The 15,920-nt window shown below is 69.6% G+C and carries 12 protein-coding genes; 1 reads left to right on the forward strand and 11 read right to left on the reverse strand.

Annotated elements, in window-relative coordinates; all coding sequences use genetic code 11:
• Window positions 1-18: 18 nt before the first annotated feature.
• The 8 genes from ABD378_RS24075 to ABD378_RS24110 form a co-directional block, all read right to left on the reverse strand.
• Entirely contained in the window at window positions 19-408 is a 390-nt protein-coding gene (locus tag ABD378_RS24075; RefSeq protein WP_344523577.1) for a cytidine deaminase, read from the reverse strand.
• Window positions 405-1,667, reverse strand: coding sequence for an ABC transporter permease (locus tag ABD378_RS24080; protein WP_344523579.1), 1,263 nt, complete (start codon window positions 1,665-1,667; stop codon window positions 405-407). The genes ABD378_RS24075 and ABD378_RS24080 overlap by 4 nt, the downstream gene beginning before the upstream one ends.
• Window positions 1,664-2,827 (reverse strand): ABC transporter permease, encoded by a 1,164-nt coding sequence (locus ABD378_RS24085; protein WP_344523581.1) that lies wholly within the window; start codon window positions 2,825-2,827, stop codon window positions 1,664-1,666. The genes ABD378_RS24080 and ABD378_RS24085 overlap by 4 nt, the downstream gene beginning before the upstream one ends.
• Window positions 2,824-4,593 (reverse strand): ABC transporter ATP-binding protein, encoded by a 1,770-nt coding sequence (locus tag ABD378_RS24090; protein ID WP_344523583.1) that lies wholly within the window; start codon window positions 4,591-4,593, stop codon window positions 2,824-2,826. Before ABD378_RS24090 ends, ABD378_RS24085 begins: the two co-directional genes overlap by 4 nt.
• Before the next feature lie 92 nt (window positions 4,594-4,685).
• Complete coding sequence (locus ABD378_RS24095; protein ID WP_344523585.1) at window positions 4,686-5,741, reverse strand: BMP family lipoprotein; 1,056 nt, start codon at window positions 5,739-5,741, stop codon at window positions 4,686-4,688.
• 222 nt (window positions 5,742-5,963) lie between these two features.
• Window positions 5,964-7,070, reverse strand: coding sequence for a BMP family lipoprotein (locus tag ABD378_RS24100; RefSeq protein ID WP_344523587.1), 1,107 nt, complete (start codon window positions 7,068-7,070; stop codon window positions 5,964-5,966).
• A gap of 175 nt (window positions 7,071-7,245) precedes the next feature.
• Window positions 7,246-8,511, reverse strand: a complete 1,266-nt coding sequence (locus ABD378_RS24105) for a M20 family metallopeptidase (protein WP_344523617.1) — start codon at window positions 8,509-8,511, stop codon at window positions 7,246-7,248.
• Between the two features lie 314 nt (window positions 8,512-8,825).
• Window positions 8,826-9,572 (reverse strand): SAM-dependent methyltransferase, encoded by a 747-nt coding sequence (locus tag ABD378_RS24110; protein ID WP_344523589.1) that lies wholly within the window; start codon window positions 9,570-9,572, stop codon window positions 8,826-8,828.
• 2,552 nt (window positions 9,573-12,124) lie between these two features.
• Between ABD378_RS24110 and ABD378_RS24115 the strand changes: the two genes are divergently transcribed.
• Window positions 12,125-12,328: a DUF397 domain-containing protein gene (locus ABD378_RS24115; RefSeq protein ID WP_344523591.1), complete on the forward strand. Its 204-nt coding sequence runs from the start codon at window positions 12,125-12,127 to the stop codon at window positions 12,326-12,328.
• On the opposite strand, the gene ABD378_RS24120 is transcribed toward ABD378_RS24115, so the two are convergent.
• From ABD378_RS24120 to ABD378_RS24130, 3 genes are all read right to left on the reverse strand, one after another.
• Window positions 12,318-13,430: a hypothetical protein gene (locus tag ABD378_RS24120; protein WP_344523593.1), complete on the reverse strand. Its 1,113-nt coding sequence runs from the start codon at window positions 13,428-13,430 to the stop codon at window positions 12,318-12,320. The two genes, ABD378_RS24115 and ABD378_RS24120, sit on opposite strands and share 11 nt — an antisense overlap.
• 78 nt (window positions 13,431-13,508) lie before the next feature.
• The gene (locus ABD378_RS24125; RefSeq protein WP_386546724.1) at window positions 13,509-14,447 is read right to left on the reverse strand and encodes an N-acetylneuraminate synthase family protein; all 939 of its coding nucleotides are present in this window, start codon (window positions 14,445-14,447) and stop codon (window positions 13,509-13,511) included.
• Between the two features lie 26 nt (window positions 14,448-14,473).
• Window positions 14,474-15,760 carry a cytidylyltransferase domain-containing protein gene (locus tag ABD378_RS24130; protein WP_344523597.1) on the reverse strand — a complete coding sequence of 429 codons (1,287 nt, stop codon included), beginning with the start codon at window positions 15,758-15,760 and terminating at the stop codon, window positions 14,474-14,476.
• Between the last annotated feature and the right edge of the window lie 160 nt (window positions 15,761-15,920).

A 15,920-nucleotide genomic window follows, 5' to 3' on the forward strand; every position in this document is an offset into this window, starting at 1 on the left:
ACAGGCAAGGGGCGACGATCAGTTGAGGTGCTCCGGGCCGAACGGGTCCGGCAGCATCTCCCCCAGTGTCCGGATGCCCGCGGCCGTCTCCAGGAGGAGCGTCGCGCCGCCGAACTCGTAGAGCAGCTGGCGGCAGCGGCCGCACGGCATCAGGATCTCGCCCTTGCCGTCCACGCACGTGAAGTGCGTCAGACGGCCGCCGCCGGTGAGCTGGAGCTGCGAGACCAGGCCGCACTCGGCGCACAGGCCGAGGCCGTACGACGCGTTCTCCACGTTGCAGCCCGACACCGTGCGGCCGTCGTCCACGAGGGCCGCGGCACCGACCGGGAAGCCTGAGTAGGGCGCGTACGCACGGGACATGGCCTCGCGCGCAGCATCCCGCAGCGCGTCCCAGTCGGTCTCGGTCACGTTCCTTGTCCCTTTCGGTAGGGCTGGCCGTCCGCCTTCGGCATCCGCAACCGCTGGGCGGAGAGCGAGAGCACGAGCAGCGTGACGACGTACGGCGTCGCGGTGACGACCTGGTTGGGCACCTCGTCGGTCAAGCCGTACCACGCGAACATCAGCGCCGAGACGGCCGCGGTGATCGCCGCGGGGATGTAACGCTTGCGCCAGACGAGGTAGATCGCGCCGATGACCAGCAGGATCGCCAGCAGCAGGAGCAGCGCGTGCACGTTCGTGCCGCCGCCCCGGAGCTTCAGGCTGTCGGTGTAACCGAACAGGCCGGCACCGAGCGCGAGTCCGCCCGGCATCCAGTTGCCGAAGATCATCGCGGCGAGGCCGATGTAGCCGCGCCCGCCGGTCTGGCCCTCCAGGTAGATGTTCGAGGCGACCAGGGAGAGGAACGCGCCGCCCAGGCCCGCCAGACCGCCGGAGATGATCACCGCGAGGTACTTGTACTTGTAGACGTTCACGCCGAGGGACTCGGCCGCGACCGGGTTCTCGCCGCAGGAGCGCAGGCGCAGACCGAACGACGTACGCCACAGGACCCACCAGCTCAGCGGCACCATCGCGACGGCGATGACGGTGAGCGGCGAGAGGTCCGTGAACAGGCCGCCGAGCAGGCCCGCGAGGTCCGAGACGAGGAACCAGTGCTTCTCGTTCAGGTCCTGCAGCCAGTCGGAGAGGCCTGGCACGGAGAAGCTGCCCAGCGAGTCGACCGGCGGCGACTGCTTGGACGTACCGCCCTCCTTGCCCTCGAAGGCGAAGGTGGAGAGGTAGCGGGTGGCGCCCAGGGCCAGGATGTTGAGGGCCACACCGGAGACGATGTGGTTGACGTTGAAGGTGACCGTGACGATCGCGTGCAGCAGACCGCCGAGCGCGCCGCCGAGGATGCCGAACAGGATGCCGACCCACGGGCCCCACTGGTAACCGGCGAACGCGCCGAACCAGGTGCCGAGGATGAGCATGCCCTCAAGGCCGATGTTGACCACGCCCGCGCGCTCGGCCCACAGACCGCCGAGGCCGGCGAGGCCGATCGGTACGGCGAGCCGCAGCGCGGTGGACATCTGGCCTGTGGAGGTGATGCCGTCCGCGTCGGTGATCATGCGGACCACGGACGTCAGGACGAGGACTCCCGCGATCACCAGGAGGAGGACGGGGAGCGAGATGCGGCGGCGGCCCGGCGCGGGCTGCTTGGCCGGGGGCTTGGCTACGGTTGCCGAGCTCATCGGGCAGCCACCTCCTTCACGGTGTCGTTGTTGCCGTCGTTGCCGTCGTTGCCGTCGTTGCCGTTGTCATTGCGGGCGGCCGCGGCCAGTTCCTCGCCGACCCGGCGCTGCTGACGGCTCAGGCCCCAGCGGCGTACGGCCTCGTAGGAGACGACGACCGCGATCACGATGAGGCCCTGCATGATCACCGCGATCTCCTTGTCGTACGCGACCGGAGTGGCGTAGTCGAGGGCGGGCGACGCCTTGTCGAGGAAGGCCCAGAGCAGCGAGGCGAAAGCGATGCCGACCGGGTTGTTGCGGCCGAGCAGTGCGATGCCGATGCCGGTGAAGCCGAGCCCCGCGGGGAAGCTGAGGCTGTAGGTGTGGGTGTCGCCGAGCAGGATCGGCATGCCCGCGAGGCCCGCGACCGCGCCGGAGATCAGCATCGCGCTGAGCACCATGCGCTTGGCGTTCACACCGGAGGCCGCGGCGGCCGACGTGGAGGCGCCGGTGGCGCGCAGGTCGAAGCCGAAGCGGGTGCGGTTGAGGACCAGCCAGTACAGGACGCCCGCGAGCGCGGCGATGATCACGAAGCCGTAGATCTCGCCGGACTCGCCCATGCTGATGCCGGGGAACCAGCCGGACTTGTGCATCTCGCCGGTGGTCTGGTTGTTGCCGACCGGGACACCGAAGTTGTCGGTGAGGGTCATGTAGCCGATGACGCTCGTCGCGATGGCGTTGAGCATGATCGTCGCGACGACCTCGCTGACCCCGCGGGTGGTCTTGAGGATGCCCGCGATGCCCGCCCAGAAGGCGCCGGTGAGCATGGCGACCAGCATCAGGAGCGGGATCTGGAGCGGCGCCGGCAGCGCCACGTGCGCGCCGACGACCGCGGTGGTCACCGCGGCGAGGCGGTACTGCCCGTCCACGCCGATGTTGAACAGGTTCATGCGGAAGCCGATGGCCACCGCGAGCGCGGCCAGGTAGTACATCCCGGCCTGGTTGATGGTCAGGACCTGGACGTCGGAGTAGCTGATCTGCTCCAGCATCAGGGTGTACGGCTCGATCGGGTTCTTGCCCGACGCGAGCAGCACGACCGAGGTCAGCGCCACGGCCACGACAAGGGCGATGACCGGTCCGGCCACCGCGAGGAGCACGCGCTCCTTGTCGAACTTCTTCATCGGGCCTCGTCCTCCGAAGTGCCGACAGAGCCCTCTTCGGGGTCTTCTTCTACGTGCTCTTCTAGGTCTTCTTCTACGTGTTCGAGGTGGCCGGATGCCGCGCCGGTCATCGCCGAGCCGAGCTCCTCCGGCGTGATGGTGGCCGGGTCGGCATCGGCGACGAGCCGTCCGCGGTAGATCACGCGGAGGGTGTCGGAGAGGCCGATCAGCTCGTCCAGGTCAGCGGAGATGAGGAGTACGGCGAGTCCTTCGCGCCGCGCCTCGCGGATCTGGTCCCAGATCTGGGCCTGCGCGCCGACGTCCACACCGCGGGTGGGGTGGGCGGCGATCAGGAAGCGGGGCTTGTGGCTCATCTCGCGGCCGACGATCAGCTTCTGCTGGTTGCCGCCGGAGAGCGAGGCGGCCGTGACGTCGATGCCGGGGGTACGGACGTCGTACTCCTCGACGATGCGCCGGGTGTCGGCCTGCGCGCCCTTGGGGTCGAGCCAGAAGCCGCGCTTGCCACGGGAGTTGGGCTTCTCGGTGACGTGACCGAGGATGCGGTTCTCCCAGAGCGGCGACTCCAGGAGGAGGCCGTGGCGGTGGCGGTCCTCGGGGATGTAGCCGACGCCCTGCTCGCGGCGGTGGCGCGTGGCCATGGCGGTGATGTCCTCGCCCGCCATGCGGATGACGCCGGAGTCGGCGTGCTTGAGGCCGATGAGCGCGTCGATCAGCTCGGTCTGGCCGTTGCCCTCGACACCCGCGAGGCCGAGGACCTCGCCCTCGTGGATGGTGAAGGAGATGTCGTCGAGGAGGGCGCGGCCCGACTCGCCGTCGGCGAGCAGCTTGAGCTCCTTGACCTCGATCATCGCCCGGTCGGTGACCGTCGACTCGGCGGTCTCCGGCGTCGGCAGCTCGCTGCCGACCATCAGCTCGGCCAGCTGGCGCGGCGTCGTCTCGGACGGGATCGCCGTGCCGACGGTCGTGCCGCGCCGGATGACGGTGATGTCGTCGGCGACGGACAGGACTTCGCCCAGCTTGTGGGAGATGAAGATGACGGAAAGGCCCTCGGACTTCAGCTCACGCAGGTTGTCGAAGAGCGCGTCGACCTCCTGCGGCACGAGGACCGCGGTCGGCTCGTCCAGGATCAGCGTCGTGGCGCCGCGGTAGAGGACCTTGAGGATCTCCACGCGCTGCCGGTCGGCTACGCCGAGGTCCTCGACCATGGCGTCGGGGCGCACCCCGAGGCCGTACCGGTCGGATATCTCCGCGATCTTGCGGCGGGCCGCGCCGCCGATGCCGTGCAGCTTCTCGCTGCCGAGAACGATGTTCTCCAGGACCGTCAGCTGGTCGGCGAGCATGAAGTGCTGGTGCACCATGCCGATGCCGCGCGCGATGGCGTCGGCGGGGCTGGAGAACGTCACCTGGGCGCCGTCGACGGAGATGGTGCCCTCGTCCGGCTTCTGCATGCCGTAGAGGATCTTCATCAGGGTCGACTTGCCCGCGCCGTTCTCACCGACGAGGGCGTGCACGGTGCCCTTGCGGACACTCAGGCGGATGTCGTGGTTGGCCACGACGCCCGGGAAGCGCTTGGTGATGCCGGTGAGTTCAACGGCGGTGTCGCCCGGGGCGGCCGAGACCTTGGCGGTGGACGGAGGGCTGGTGGACGCGTCGATGGCGCACTCTCCTCGGGAATCCTCAGGAAAGGGGCCACCTACGCGCGTAGCGCCCCTGGTTCGACGGGAGTTGAGCAGTGGGCCGCGCGAACGGGGCGCGGGGGAAACCATCGTCCCCCACACCCCGTTCCGCGACCATCACGCTGTTGTTACGGCTGCGGCGACCGCCGTGGAGGCGGTCACCGCGGCCGTCACGACGGTCGTTACGGCGTCGCCTTGACCTTGATCTTGCCGCTGGTGATGCCCTCTTCGGCCTTCTTCAGCGCGGCCTGGAGGTCGGCCATCTTCTTGAACTCGGGGTTCGAGTCGGCGAGCGCGACGCCACCGGACTTGAGGTCGGCGCGGACGACGCCGCCCTCGGCGTTGTCCTCGACGACGGACTTCGCCAGGTTGTACACCGACGCGGCGACGTCCTTCGTCGCGGAGGTCAGGATGTACTTCTTGTACTTGGCGAGCGCGTCCTGCTTGTACTGGTCGGAGTCGACACCGATCGCCCACACCTTCTTGGCGGCGGCGGCCTCGATGACGCCCTGACCGGAGAGACCGGCGGCGTGGTAGACCACGTCGGCGCCGTCCTCGATCTGGCCCTGCGCGGCGGTCTTGCCCTTGTCGGGGCTGGTGAAGCCGCCGTCCTCGGCCTTCTCCGTCAGGTACTGCTTGACGACCTTGACCTTGGGGTTCGTGTCCTTGACGCCCTGGACGTAGCCCGCCTCGAACTTGTGGATCAGCGGTACGTCCACGCCGCCGACGAAGCCGACGGTCTTGCTCTTGGTCGTCTTGGCGGCGGTGACGCCCGCGAGGTACGAGGCCTCCTGCTCGCTGAAGACCAGGTCGGCGACGTTCTTGGCCTTGACCGTCTCGTCGTCGACGATGCCGAAGGTGACCTTCGGGTACTTCGCGGAGACTTCCTTGACCGCGGGAGCGTAGGCGTAACCGACGCCGATCACCGGGTTGTAGCCCTGCTTGACCAGCTCGGTGAGGCGCTGCGTCTTGTCGGCGTCGGACTCCCCGTCGCTCGGCTCGACGGCCTTCTTGCCGATCTTCAGGTCCTTGGCGGCCTTGTCCATACCGGCGGTCGCGGCGTCGTTGAAGGACTGGTCGCCCTTGCCGCCGACGTCGTACGCGATGGCGACGCCCTTGCTCTTGCCGCCGCTCTTGGAGCCTGCGGCATCGCTGGACGTGCCGCCGCAGGCGGTGGCGGAGACGGCGAGTGCGGCGGTCGCGACGCCCGCTGCGGCTATTCGGGAAACCCGGCGCATAGAGAGGAACTCCTTATGTACAAGCAAGCACAAGCACGTACGAGCGCCTCACCTGGCGCTGATTTCGCCGCAGCGTAACGCGCGTAGACCTGACATAAGAACCCTTCTGTCCCGTCCGTTATCGAGCTGTGGCCGCGAGGTGGCGGGAGCATGTACGCACGGTGGGGCGCCCCGCACACTGCGGGACGCCCCACCTCTTCGTACGCCGGGCCGCGGAGTGAGCTACGGCGTGGTCTCGACCGTGACCTTGCCGTCGACGATGTCCTTCTCGGCCTTCTCCACGGCGGCGACCACGTCCTTCATCGCCGTGTACTTCGGATTCGAGTCGGCGAACCCGACGCGTCCCGACTTCAGGTCGTAGCGCTGCTCGCCCGTGATCGGCTTGCCCTCGACGACTGACTTCGTGAGGTCGTAGACGGCTCCGCCGACATCCTTGAGGGCCGAGCCGAGGATGTAGTCCTTGTGCTTGGCCAGGGCCTTCTGCTTGTACTGGTCGGAGTCGACGCCGATCGCCCACACCTTCTGGGAGCCGGCCTCCTGGATCACGCCCTGCCCGGAGAGCCCCGCCGCGTGGTAGAGCACGTCGGCGCCCGACTCGATCTGGCCGCTGGCCGCGTTCTGGCCCTTGTCGGGGCTGCTGAAGCCGCCGTCCTCGGGCTTCTCGGTCAGATACTGCTTCTCGACCTTGACCTTGGGGTTCGTGTCCTTGACGCCCTGGACGAAGCCCGCCTCGAACTTGTGGATGAGCGGGATGTCCACGCCGCCGATGAACCCGACGTGATCGGCCTTGGTGGCCTTGGCGGCGGCGACGCCCGCCAGATAGGACCCCTGCTCCTCATGGAACACAAGATCGGCGACGTTGTCCGCCTTGACGGTGTTGTCGTCGATGATTCCGAAGGTGGTCTTGGGGAACTTCGCCGCGGCCTCCTTGATGGCGGGGGCGTAGATGTAACCGACGCCGACGACCGGGTTGTAGCCCTGCTTGGCCAGCTGCTCGATCCGCTGCACCTTGTCGGCACTGGACTCGCCGTCGCCCGGCTCCATGTCCACGCCGCCGATCTTGAAGTCCTTGCGGGCCTTCGCGTATCCGGCGTACGCGGCGTCGTTGAACGACTGGTCGCCCTGGCCGCCGATGTCGTACGCGAGGCCGACGCCCTTGCCCGAGTACTTCGACGCCCCGGCGGACTTGTCGTCCTTGCCTTCTTCCTCCGACGCCTCGTTGCTGGTCTTGCCGCACGCTGAGGCCGCGAGGGCGAGGGACGCCACCACGACGGCCACTTGGGAGAGCCTCGATCCTCGGGTTCCACGAGATCCTCGACGAAGACGCATAGGACGCACCCCTTACGTTCCCCAAAGCACCCTTGACGGGCCTGATTTCGGCGCACAGTAACGCGCGTAGAAAGGGAGGGGAACGGGGTTTCGCACTGCCGTTACCTATTCGTGCCGAGGGCCGGTTACGTCCGGATGAACGGGTCCGCCGTAACCGGCCGATAGCGGTGGTTACCTACCGCGCCCCGTCGAGCAGCGCGGCGGCGGTGAACATCTCGACGCCCACCGTGATCGCCGACTCGTCCGCGTCGAAGTCGCCCTGGTGCAGATCGCGGACGGTGCGCTCGCCGGGCGTACGGACGCCGAGGCGGGCCATGGCGCCGGGAACGTGCTCGAGATACCAGGAGAAGTCCTCTCCCCCCAGGCTCTGTTCGGTGTCCTCGACGGAGTGCGGGCCGAGGCGCAGGCGCATGGCCTCGCTCAACAGATCGGTCACGTCCGGGTCGTTCACGACGGGAGGGACGCCCCGGATGTAGTTCACCTCGGACTTGGCGCGGTACAGGTCGGCGATCTCCTGGATGGCTCCGTGCACCAGGTCGGGCGCCTTCCGCCAGGCGGTGAGGTCCAGGCAGCGGACGGTGCCGGAGAGTTCGGCGTGCTGCGGGATGACGTTGCAGGCGTGCCCGGACTCGATGCGGCCCCAGGTCACCGCGAGCCCCGAGCGGGCGTCGATACGCCGGGCGACCAGGGCGGGGACCTCGGTGACGACCTTGGCGGCGGCGGTGACGAGATCGGTGGTGAGGTGGGGGCGCGCGGTGTGGCCCCCCGCTCCGTCGAGCGAGACTTCAAGCCGGTCGCAGGCGGAGGTGATGGCGCCGTGCCGCAGCCCGATCTTCCCGGCGTCGACGCGGGGATCGCAATGCACGCCGATGATGCGCCCCACACCCTCCAGCACCCCGGACTCGATGGCGTCGGGCGCACCGCCGGGCAGGACTTCCTCGGCGGGCTGGAAGATCAGGCGTACGGGCTGCGGCAGTTGCCCGTGCTTCGCGAGCTCGGCGAGGACGAGCCCCGCCCCGAGCACCACGGTGGTGTGCACGTCGTGCCCACAGGCGTGGGCGCGGTCGGGCACGGTGGAGCGGTACGGGACGCCGAGCTTGGTGTCCGGGATGGGCAGCGCGTCGATGTCGGCGCGCAGGGCGAGCATGGGGCGCGCCCGGCCTTCTTGTTCACCCGTGCCGATGTCACAGATGAGCCCCGTACCGATGTCGAGTACGCGGGGTTCGAGCCCCGCGCGTTCGAGCCGGGCCTTGAGGGCCGCGGTGGTGCGGAACTCCTGGTTCCCGAGCTCGGGGTGCATGTGCAAGTCGCGGCGGAAGGCGATGAGTTCGACGCGCAGGGCTTCCGGGAGCACACCCGGGAGTGCTGCTTCCCCGGGGACGCCCCCCGCTGCTTCCCCGGGCAGATCGGCCCCGGACCCTCGCTCGGACTCATGTGACATCAGTTGGTTCACCCTCTGAAGGGTAGGGCGGCGCGTGGGTCAACTGACCCACGATCAACAAAAGTTCAGCCCGATAGGGTAAGAAAAAGTGGCCGCGCAGCGCATGGGCGCTGGTCGAGATGGGTACACTCCCTGCCCTTCCGGGGGATAAGGGCTGGTCATACGCGCATACTCGCTCGCCCCCGCCGGGCCCTCCACAGGTACCACGGAGGGACAGGAGCATGCGCAGAAGAGAGTTTCCCGGTCAGCTGGGTCGGTCCCCATGCGGGACCAGACGATACGACGTCAGGGCCCCGCACGGGACGACGGAGCCGTCAGCGCTTCATGAGGGCGAAGACGCCCCAGCCGAGATACTCACGCGTGGAGCGGGCGTAGCGGGCGGGCTCGGTGGTGAGTTCTTCCCTTACCTCGGGTGTGAGTTCGTCGTCCGAGTTCTGGTCGAGCCAGCGGCGCATGCTGAGCCACTGGGCCGCGGCGTAGCGGTCCCAGCTGTCCTGGTCGGCCAGCGTCATCTCCACTACGTCGTACCCGAGCTCCTGGAACTGCCCGATCAGTTCCGGGAGTCCCAGGAAGTCGGCGATGGCGGTGGCGTGGCATGCCTTGGCGGTCTCCTCGTCCGGCGGGGTCTGCCGCCAGTACGGCTCGCCGATCAGCATCATTCCTCCGGGGCGCAGGCTGCGCTGGAGCAGCTCGGTCGTTCCGGCGACGCCGTTTCCGATCCAGGTGGCGCCGACACAGGCGGCCAGATCGACCGGCTGGTCGGCGACATGGCCGGCGGCGTCGCCGTGGATGAACTCGACCCGGTCGGCGACGCCGAGTTCGGCGGCGCGGGCCTGGGCCTGCTCGGTGAAGAGCGTGCTGATGTCGACCCCGGTACCCGTGAAGCCCAGGTCACGTGCCCAGGTGCACAGCATCTCGCCCGAGCCGCTGGCCAGGTCGAGTACCCGTGTCCCGGCGGGGAGGCACAGCGATTCGCCCAGGGTCGCGAACTTGTCCGCGGTCAGCGGGTTGTGGATGCGGTGGTTGCTCTCGCGGATGGTGAAGATGCGGGGAAGGTCCATGACCTGATTCCTTTCCGTCCTGTCCGTCATGCCTTGAAGTGGGGGGACTGCTTGAGGGCGCGCACTTGGCGCGAGATCTGCTTCAGGGGCACGGCGGGGGGAACCAGTCCCTCGGCCCGCGACGGGGCGAAGGAGCGCTCACGTTCCGTGTCCCAGCCGTAGTCGGCCAGAGTCAGGAGGCGCTCACGAGAGGGAGCAGGTGGGGATGCAGTGGATTGATGAAACAACGTGGAGACCCTTGAACGGGGGCCCCGCCGGACGACAGGCGTGCCAAAAACACTCCCTATGGGGGAGGAAGGCAGGCGAAGGTCAGGACGAGGCTCGGGAGGTGAGGATGATCCGGGCGCCGCGTACGGCAGGCGTCTCCACGACAGTCATCAACACACCTCCTTGGATCTCCGTGAGCGAACTGGTCATCGCTCGGACAATCACGCTAACACCCCCCGTGGACGCCGACGCCACGCGGGCGGGTTGCCAACTGGCCCCGTGTGCATCACCCCGCCCACGGCACGGTGACTCGGCATCGCGAGGCATCGCCTCGTCCCCGCCCGCGGAATCGCAAGGCGAACGGCGGCTTCGCTGCTCCGGCGGCTGAATCGGTTACCGGGGCCGCCCGGTTGTCCTGAGGTTGGCGGTTCCGGACCGGGTGTAAAGGGCGCTCCCTTCGGTCGCGTCGGCTTCGCCGATTGCGCTGCGCTTCACCCTTGACACCCGTCCCTCCACCGCGCGAGGGAAGACGACCGGACGGCCCAAGGGGCGGGACTCTCGACCACTGCCGTGAGGCCATCCCGCATTCCTGCCGGGTGCGGACTAGTTCGTCGCAGGGCACCGTCACGGGTCAGGGGTGCGCGGCCGGTCCGGGCAGGGGCACCGGTCTCGTCAAGCGACTGCCGACCGGATCTTCCAGGGTGACCGCCCGGGATGGGGCGCGCGACTGCTCCGGGGAGGGGTGCTGGTCTCGTCAAGCGGCTGGCGACTGGTTCGTCGCAGGGCACCCTCACGGGCCGGGGTGCGCGATGCGGTCCGGGGAGGGGGCCCGGGTCTCGTCAAGCGGCTACCGGCCGGTTCGTCGGGGGTGGTCGCCAGGTGGCAGGTGTGCGCGGTCGCTCCCGGGGTGGGCGCCGGTCTCGTTAGGCGGCTGTCGACCGGCCCATCGTGCGTGGTCGGCAGGAAGAGCGTGTCCCGTCACGCAGCGGCAGCGGGAGCGATGGGGTCTTTCGTCGGCCAGTCCTGGGGGGTGAGGAGATGGGCGGATGGTGGTGTTGGAGCTGGCGGGAGGGGGGCTTGGGGACTGGCGCACCCCTGCCCGGCGGGCCGTTGGGGAGCATCGGGCTCCGAGAGGGGCCGGGGGGTCCGGCACCTAATTCCGAGAAGGCGCATCGCGAAACACGCGCGCCCCCCTTCTGCCAGAACACAACTTTGCCAAAGTAGGTGCCCCGCAAGCCCGGATGCAGAAAAGTCTCACCAACACCGACCCCCACGCCCCTCCCCATCGTGCGACTTTCTTGCAATCCGCTCTACGAGCCACCGACGAACCGCCCTCCGCAACGCCCGACAGCGAATGGCAGACGCCTCCCGTCGACATGGACTGCCGATACCGGCGCTCACACGCTCCCTGCCCAGGCGGCCACGCCGGAACAACCAACCAGTCGGCAGCCGCTTGATGAAACCCACGCCCAGCAGCAGGCGTTGGCGCACGCCAGCCCCGTGACGCCCACCCCGAAAGCCCGGCCGGTAGCCGCATGACGAGACCCGCACCCCTCCCCGGAACAGCCGCGCACCCCATCCCCGGGCGGCCGTTCCGGAAGATCCGGCCGGTAGCCGCTTGACGAGACCGGCACCCCTCCCCCGAGCGACCGCGCCCCCTCTGCCGCCTCCGCCCACCCCGACGAACCAGTCCGCACCCGCTTGACGAGACCAGCACCCACCCCGGAGCACCCGCGCACGCCCTGCGCCACCTGGCGGCCACCCCCGACGAACTGGTCCGCACCCGGCAGGAATGCCGAATGAGGTGACGGCAGTGGTCGAGAGTCCCGCCCCTCGGGCCGTCCGGTCGTCTTCCCTCGCGCGGTGGAGGGTTGGGTGTCAAGGGTGGAGCGAAGCGGAATCGGCGCAGCCGACGCGACCGAAGGGAGCGCCCTTTACACCCGGCCCGGAACCGCCAACCTCAGGACAACCGGGCGGCCCCGGCACCAACACCACCGCCGGAGCAGCAAAGCCCCGCCCCGGCGCCAAGACCCCTGACGGTCACCCCGGAAGATCCGGTCGGCAGCCGCTTGACGAGACCGATGCCCATCCCCGGAGCGACCGCGCACGTCCTGCCCCCCCCGGGCCCCCTCGACGAACAGTCCGCACCCGGCAGGAAGACCGAACGGCCCCACGGCAGTGGTCGAGAGTCCCGCCCCTTGGCCCGTCCGGTCGTCTTCCCTCGCGCGGTGGAGGGGCGGGTAGTACCGACTCGTACTGGCCCGCATGGAGAAGGTCTCCCTGGAGCCCGCCGCGTCCCGCGAGCTCATCCACCGCATCGCCCAGGACCTGTGAAAGGCACGCCGATGACCGAACCGATCCCGGAGCCGAACTGGCAGAAGTCCACCTACAGCGAGGAAGGTTCCTCCTGCGTATACATAACCACCGGCCCCACCGACACCATCCACCTCCGGGAAAGCGACACCCCGGAGGAGATCCTCACCACCGGCCGGCCCCAGCTCGCCGCCCTCATCGCGGCGATCAAGGCCACGGCGGACGTCACGCCGTAGCCACGACCCCCTGGGGCGAGGAAGCCACCGACGCCAGGCGGTGTACGTCCCGGGCCGTTCCCGTTACGCCCGAGAGGAAGCCCTGGGCCCGCGGTGACGCGTTCTCCGTCAGCCAGGCCGGGTCGATGTCGCAGACCGCGACGCGGACCTCCGTGCCCGCCAGGGCCAGGGGCAAGGTGTGGACCACCGTCGACGGGAAGCTCAGGATCGTGCGGCCGATCGGGCCTCGGCGGGCGATCAGTTCGAGGGGGAGGTCGGGGCGGACCACCTGCAAGCCCGTCTCGACCGCCAGGCGGTGGAGTTTCTCGGAGCTCTCGCGGCGGTGTGCGAAGTAGCGCGTCGCGCCGTGTGCGCGGGACAGCGTGCGGACCGCCTCCATGTAGCTGTCCGGGTCCACCACGCCCGTCTCCACGAGGGACGTGCCTACCAGGTCCGCGCCCTTCGAGACCCGGGGAGGGCCGAAACGCTCCCTCGTCCAGGCGAAGGTGTTCACCGTCACCCGCACCCCGTCCGGCGCCGAGTCGATCGGCATGGAGGAGAAGACCTCCACCGTGCGCTTGCCGCCGGGCGTCAGGCGGCGGCGGGCGGAGGCCGAGATCGGGGCGAAGGCGATGTCGCGTACGCCGGGGCGGCCGCCCCGGCGGTGCCAGCGCACCAGCCGTTCGCCCGCCGCCAGTTGGGCCACGAACTCCATCGTGGCCGTTCCGTCGTCCACGACCACCAGCGAGCGGGCCCGCGTGATCGTCAGGAGCAGTTGTACGTAGCGCGAGAACGGGTCGCCGATCACGATCCGGTCCGCCGCCCGCAGCGCGCCCGTCAGGCCGCCGATGGTCTGGAAGGGAGCAGCCGCGCCGCCGCGCGCCTCCTCCCAGCGGACGTTCAGGCCCTCGTCGCGGGCGAGCTGGGCCATGCGGCGCAGCTGGCCGCGGGTCATGGGGTCGTTCGGGGAGAGGACGACGACGGTGAGACCCCCGGCCGGGCCGGTCGCCCCCGCCGAATGCGCCCACTCAAGGACGTTGAGGAGCTGCACAGGGCTCTCTACGAACGCCAGGGTGGTGGGCGCCGCAGCGGTGGGGGCCGTCGGCCCGGGTCGGGGGCTCATCGTCGTATGACCGTGTCCTGTCCTTGGGGGTGGGCCAGTAGGTCCCGGTGGGAAATCCCGGTAAGAGCGTCAGCGCGCTCAGACCGCGACCGGCTCGCGCTCGGCCGCCTCGGCCGCGTCGGCCTCGGCGACGACGCCCGCGACGCGGCGCAGCTTCTTCATCGGGCCGAGCTCCGACTCGTAGACCTTCTTGACGCCGTCACCGAGGGAGGCCTCGATGGTGCGGATGTCGCGGACGAGGCGGGTGAGGCCCTGGGGCTCCACGGAGGCCGCCTGGTCCGAGCCCCACATGGCGCGGTCGAGGGTGATGTGGCGCTCCACGAAGGTGGCGCCGAGGGCGACCGCGGCGAGCGTGGTCTGCAGGCCCGTCTCGTGGCCGGAGTAGCCGATCGGGACGTTCGGGAACTCCTGCTGGAGGGTGTTGATGACGCGGAGGTTCAGCTCCTCCGCCTTCGCCGGGTACGTCGACGTGGCGTGGCAGAGCAGGATGTTGTCGGAGCCCAACACCTCGACCGCGTGGCGGATCTGCTTCGGGGTCGACATGCCCGTGGAGAGGATGACCGTGCGGCCCGTGGCGCGCAGCGAGCGCAGGAGCTCGTCGTCCGTCAGGGAGGCGGAGGCGACCTTGTGGGCCGGGACGTCGAACTTCTCCAGGAAGGTGACGGCCTCGGTGTCCCACGGGGACGCGAACCAGTCGATGCCGCGCTTCTTGCAGTGCTCACCGATGGCCTGGTACTCGGACTCGCCGAACTCCACGCGGTGGCGGTAGTCGATGTACGTCATCCGGCCCCAGGGGGTGTCGCGCTCGATGTCCCACTGGTCGCGCGGGGTGCAGATCTCCGGGGTGCGCTTCTGGAACTTGACCGCGTCGCAGCCGGCGTCGGCGGCCACGTCGATCAGCGCGAGCGCGTTGTCGAGCTCGCCGTTGTGGTTGATGCCGATCTCACCGGTGATGTAGACGGGCTGACCGGGGCCTGCGGTCTTCGAACCGAAGGTGCGCAGACGGGAGTTGGAGATCGTAGAGCTCATGACAGGAACTTTCCTTACTTGTTGAGGGAGGGGCCGAGGATCCATGCGGCGATCTCTCGGATCGCGCCGTCACCACCGGGGAGAGCGGTGACCGCGCGTGCGGCGCCGCGTACGACGTCGTGGGCGCTCGCGACCGCCACCGGCCAGCCGACAAGGCCGAAGCAGGGGAGGTCGTTGACGTCGTTTCCGACGTAGAGCACGCGCTCGGGAGCGATGCCCTGCTCCTCGCACCACTGCTTGAGTGCGAGGTCCTTGCGGTCGATGCCGTGCAGGACGGGAAGCTTCAGCTTCCTGGCCCGCGCGGCGACGACCGGGTTCTGTTCCGTGGACAGGATCAGCAGCGGAATCCCCGAGTCACGCAGGGCCGCGATGCCGAGGCCGTCCCCGCGGTGCACGGAGACGAACTCCCGTCCTTCGGAGTCGATCAGCACCCTGTCGTCCGTCTGGGTGCCGTCGAAGTCGAGTACGACCGCGTCGATGTCGTCGCGGGTCGGAAGGGCGTCGGCCCGGCCGGAGTCGAAGAGGGGCGCGAGCGCCCGGGCGCGGGCGAGGTCGTGCGGGTCGTCGATCTCCAGGACGCGCGCCGGGTCCGTGCGGACCAGCTCGGTGCGGCCGAAGAAGCGGTGCTTGTGGTCGCGGAAGCCGGTCACGTCCATGCCGTAGACCGCGCCGGTCTCCAGGAGGTCCTGGGGGCGGTCCTGGCGGCGCGGGCGGAAGGACTTGTCGTGGTTGACGCCGTAACCACCGTCTGTGGCCGTCGAGTTGGCGACCTTCGTGGTGCCACCCATCTCGCCTGTGCGTCGCGCGTCGAGAGCCGCGGGCTCGTCGTCGGCGTCCCGCCACACGAAGCCGTGGAAGGGCGCGACGGTCAGTGCCGTGTCCGCGCCGCCATCGATGATCGAGCCGACGACGCCGTCGAGGTCCTCGCGGACGATGAAGGGGCTTGTGCACTGCACGAGCAGGACGACGTCCACCGCGACGGAGTGCAGCGACTCGTGCGCGTCCATCGCGTGCAGGACCGCCGCCTCGCTGGTCGCGGTGTCCCCCGCGATCGCCGCGGGGCGGAGCACCACTTCGGCGCCCGCCGAGCGCGCCGCCTCGGCGATCACGTGGTCGTCCGTGGAGACGACGACGTCCGTGACGAGCCGCGCGGCCAGGCACTCGCGGATGGCGCGCGCCACCAGGGGCACACCGCCGACCGGGGCGAGGTTCTTGGCGGGCACGCCCTTGGAGCCGCCGCGGGCCGGGATGACCGCGAGGACGCGGCGGGCCGGCGCGCTCCCTGGGGCGGGATGGGACATGGGGGCTCCTTGAGTGGGGTGGGGGATCACAGCTCGCCCGCGGTTCACAGCTCGCCCGCGGTTCACAGCTCGCCCATTCGCCGGATCACCGGGGCCACGCGCTGCACCCCGTGCCGGTAGGCGCCGCGCGCCGCACTGCGGACGGCCTGGCGCACCGGGC

Source organism: Streptomyces rectiviolaceus (genome assembly GCF_039533825.1).
GTDB lineage: Bacteria > Actinomycetota > Actinomycetes > Streptomycetales > Streptomycetaceae > Streptomyces > Streptomyces rectiviolaceus.

Bases quoted from the DNA above. Each gene is read 5' to 3' on its own strand.
- ABD378_RS24080 (WP_344523579.1), bottom strand. From the start codon at position 1,667: ATGAGCTCGGCAACCGTAGCCAAGCCCCCGGCCAAGCAGCCCGCGCCG.
- ABD378_RS24085 (WP_344523581.1), bottom strand. From the start codon at position 2,827: ATGAAGAAGTTCGACAAGGAGCGCGTGCTCCTCGCGGTGGCCGGACCG.
- ABD378_RS24090 (WP_344523583.1), bottom strand. From the start codon at position 4,593: ATGGTTTCCCCCGCGCCCCGTTCGCGCGGCCCACTGCTCAACTCCCGT.
- ABD378_RS24095 (WP_344523585.1), bottom strand. From the start codon at position 5,741: ATGCGCCGGGTTTCCCGAATAGCCGCAGCGGGCGTCGCGACCGCCGCA.
- ABD378_RS24100 (WP_344523587.1), bottom strand. From the start codon at position 7,070: ATGCGTCTTCGTCGAGGATCTCGTGGAACCCGAGGATCGAGGCTCTCC.
- ABD378_RS24105 (WP_344523617.1), bottom strand. From the start codon at position 8,511: ATGTCACATGAGTCCGAGCGAGGGTCCGGGGCCGATCTGCCCGGGGAA.
- ABD378_RS24110 (WP_344523589.1), bottom strand. From the start codon at position 9,572: ATGGACCTTCCCCGCATCTTCACCATCCGCGAGAGCAACCACCGCATC.
- ABD378_RS24115 (WP_344523591.1), top strand. From the start codon at position 12,125: ATGACCGAACCGATCCCGGAGCCGAACTGGCAGAAGTCCACCTACAGC.
- ABD378_RS24120 (WP_344523593.1), bottom strand. From the start codon at position 13,430: ATGAGCCCCCGACCCGGGCCGACGGCCCCCACCGCTGCGGCGCCCACC.
- ABD378_RS24130 (WP_344523597.1), bottom strand. From the start codon at position 15,760: ATGTCCCATCCCGCCCCAGGGAGCGCGCCGGCCCGCCGCGTCCTCGCG.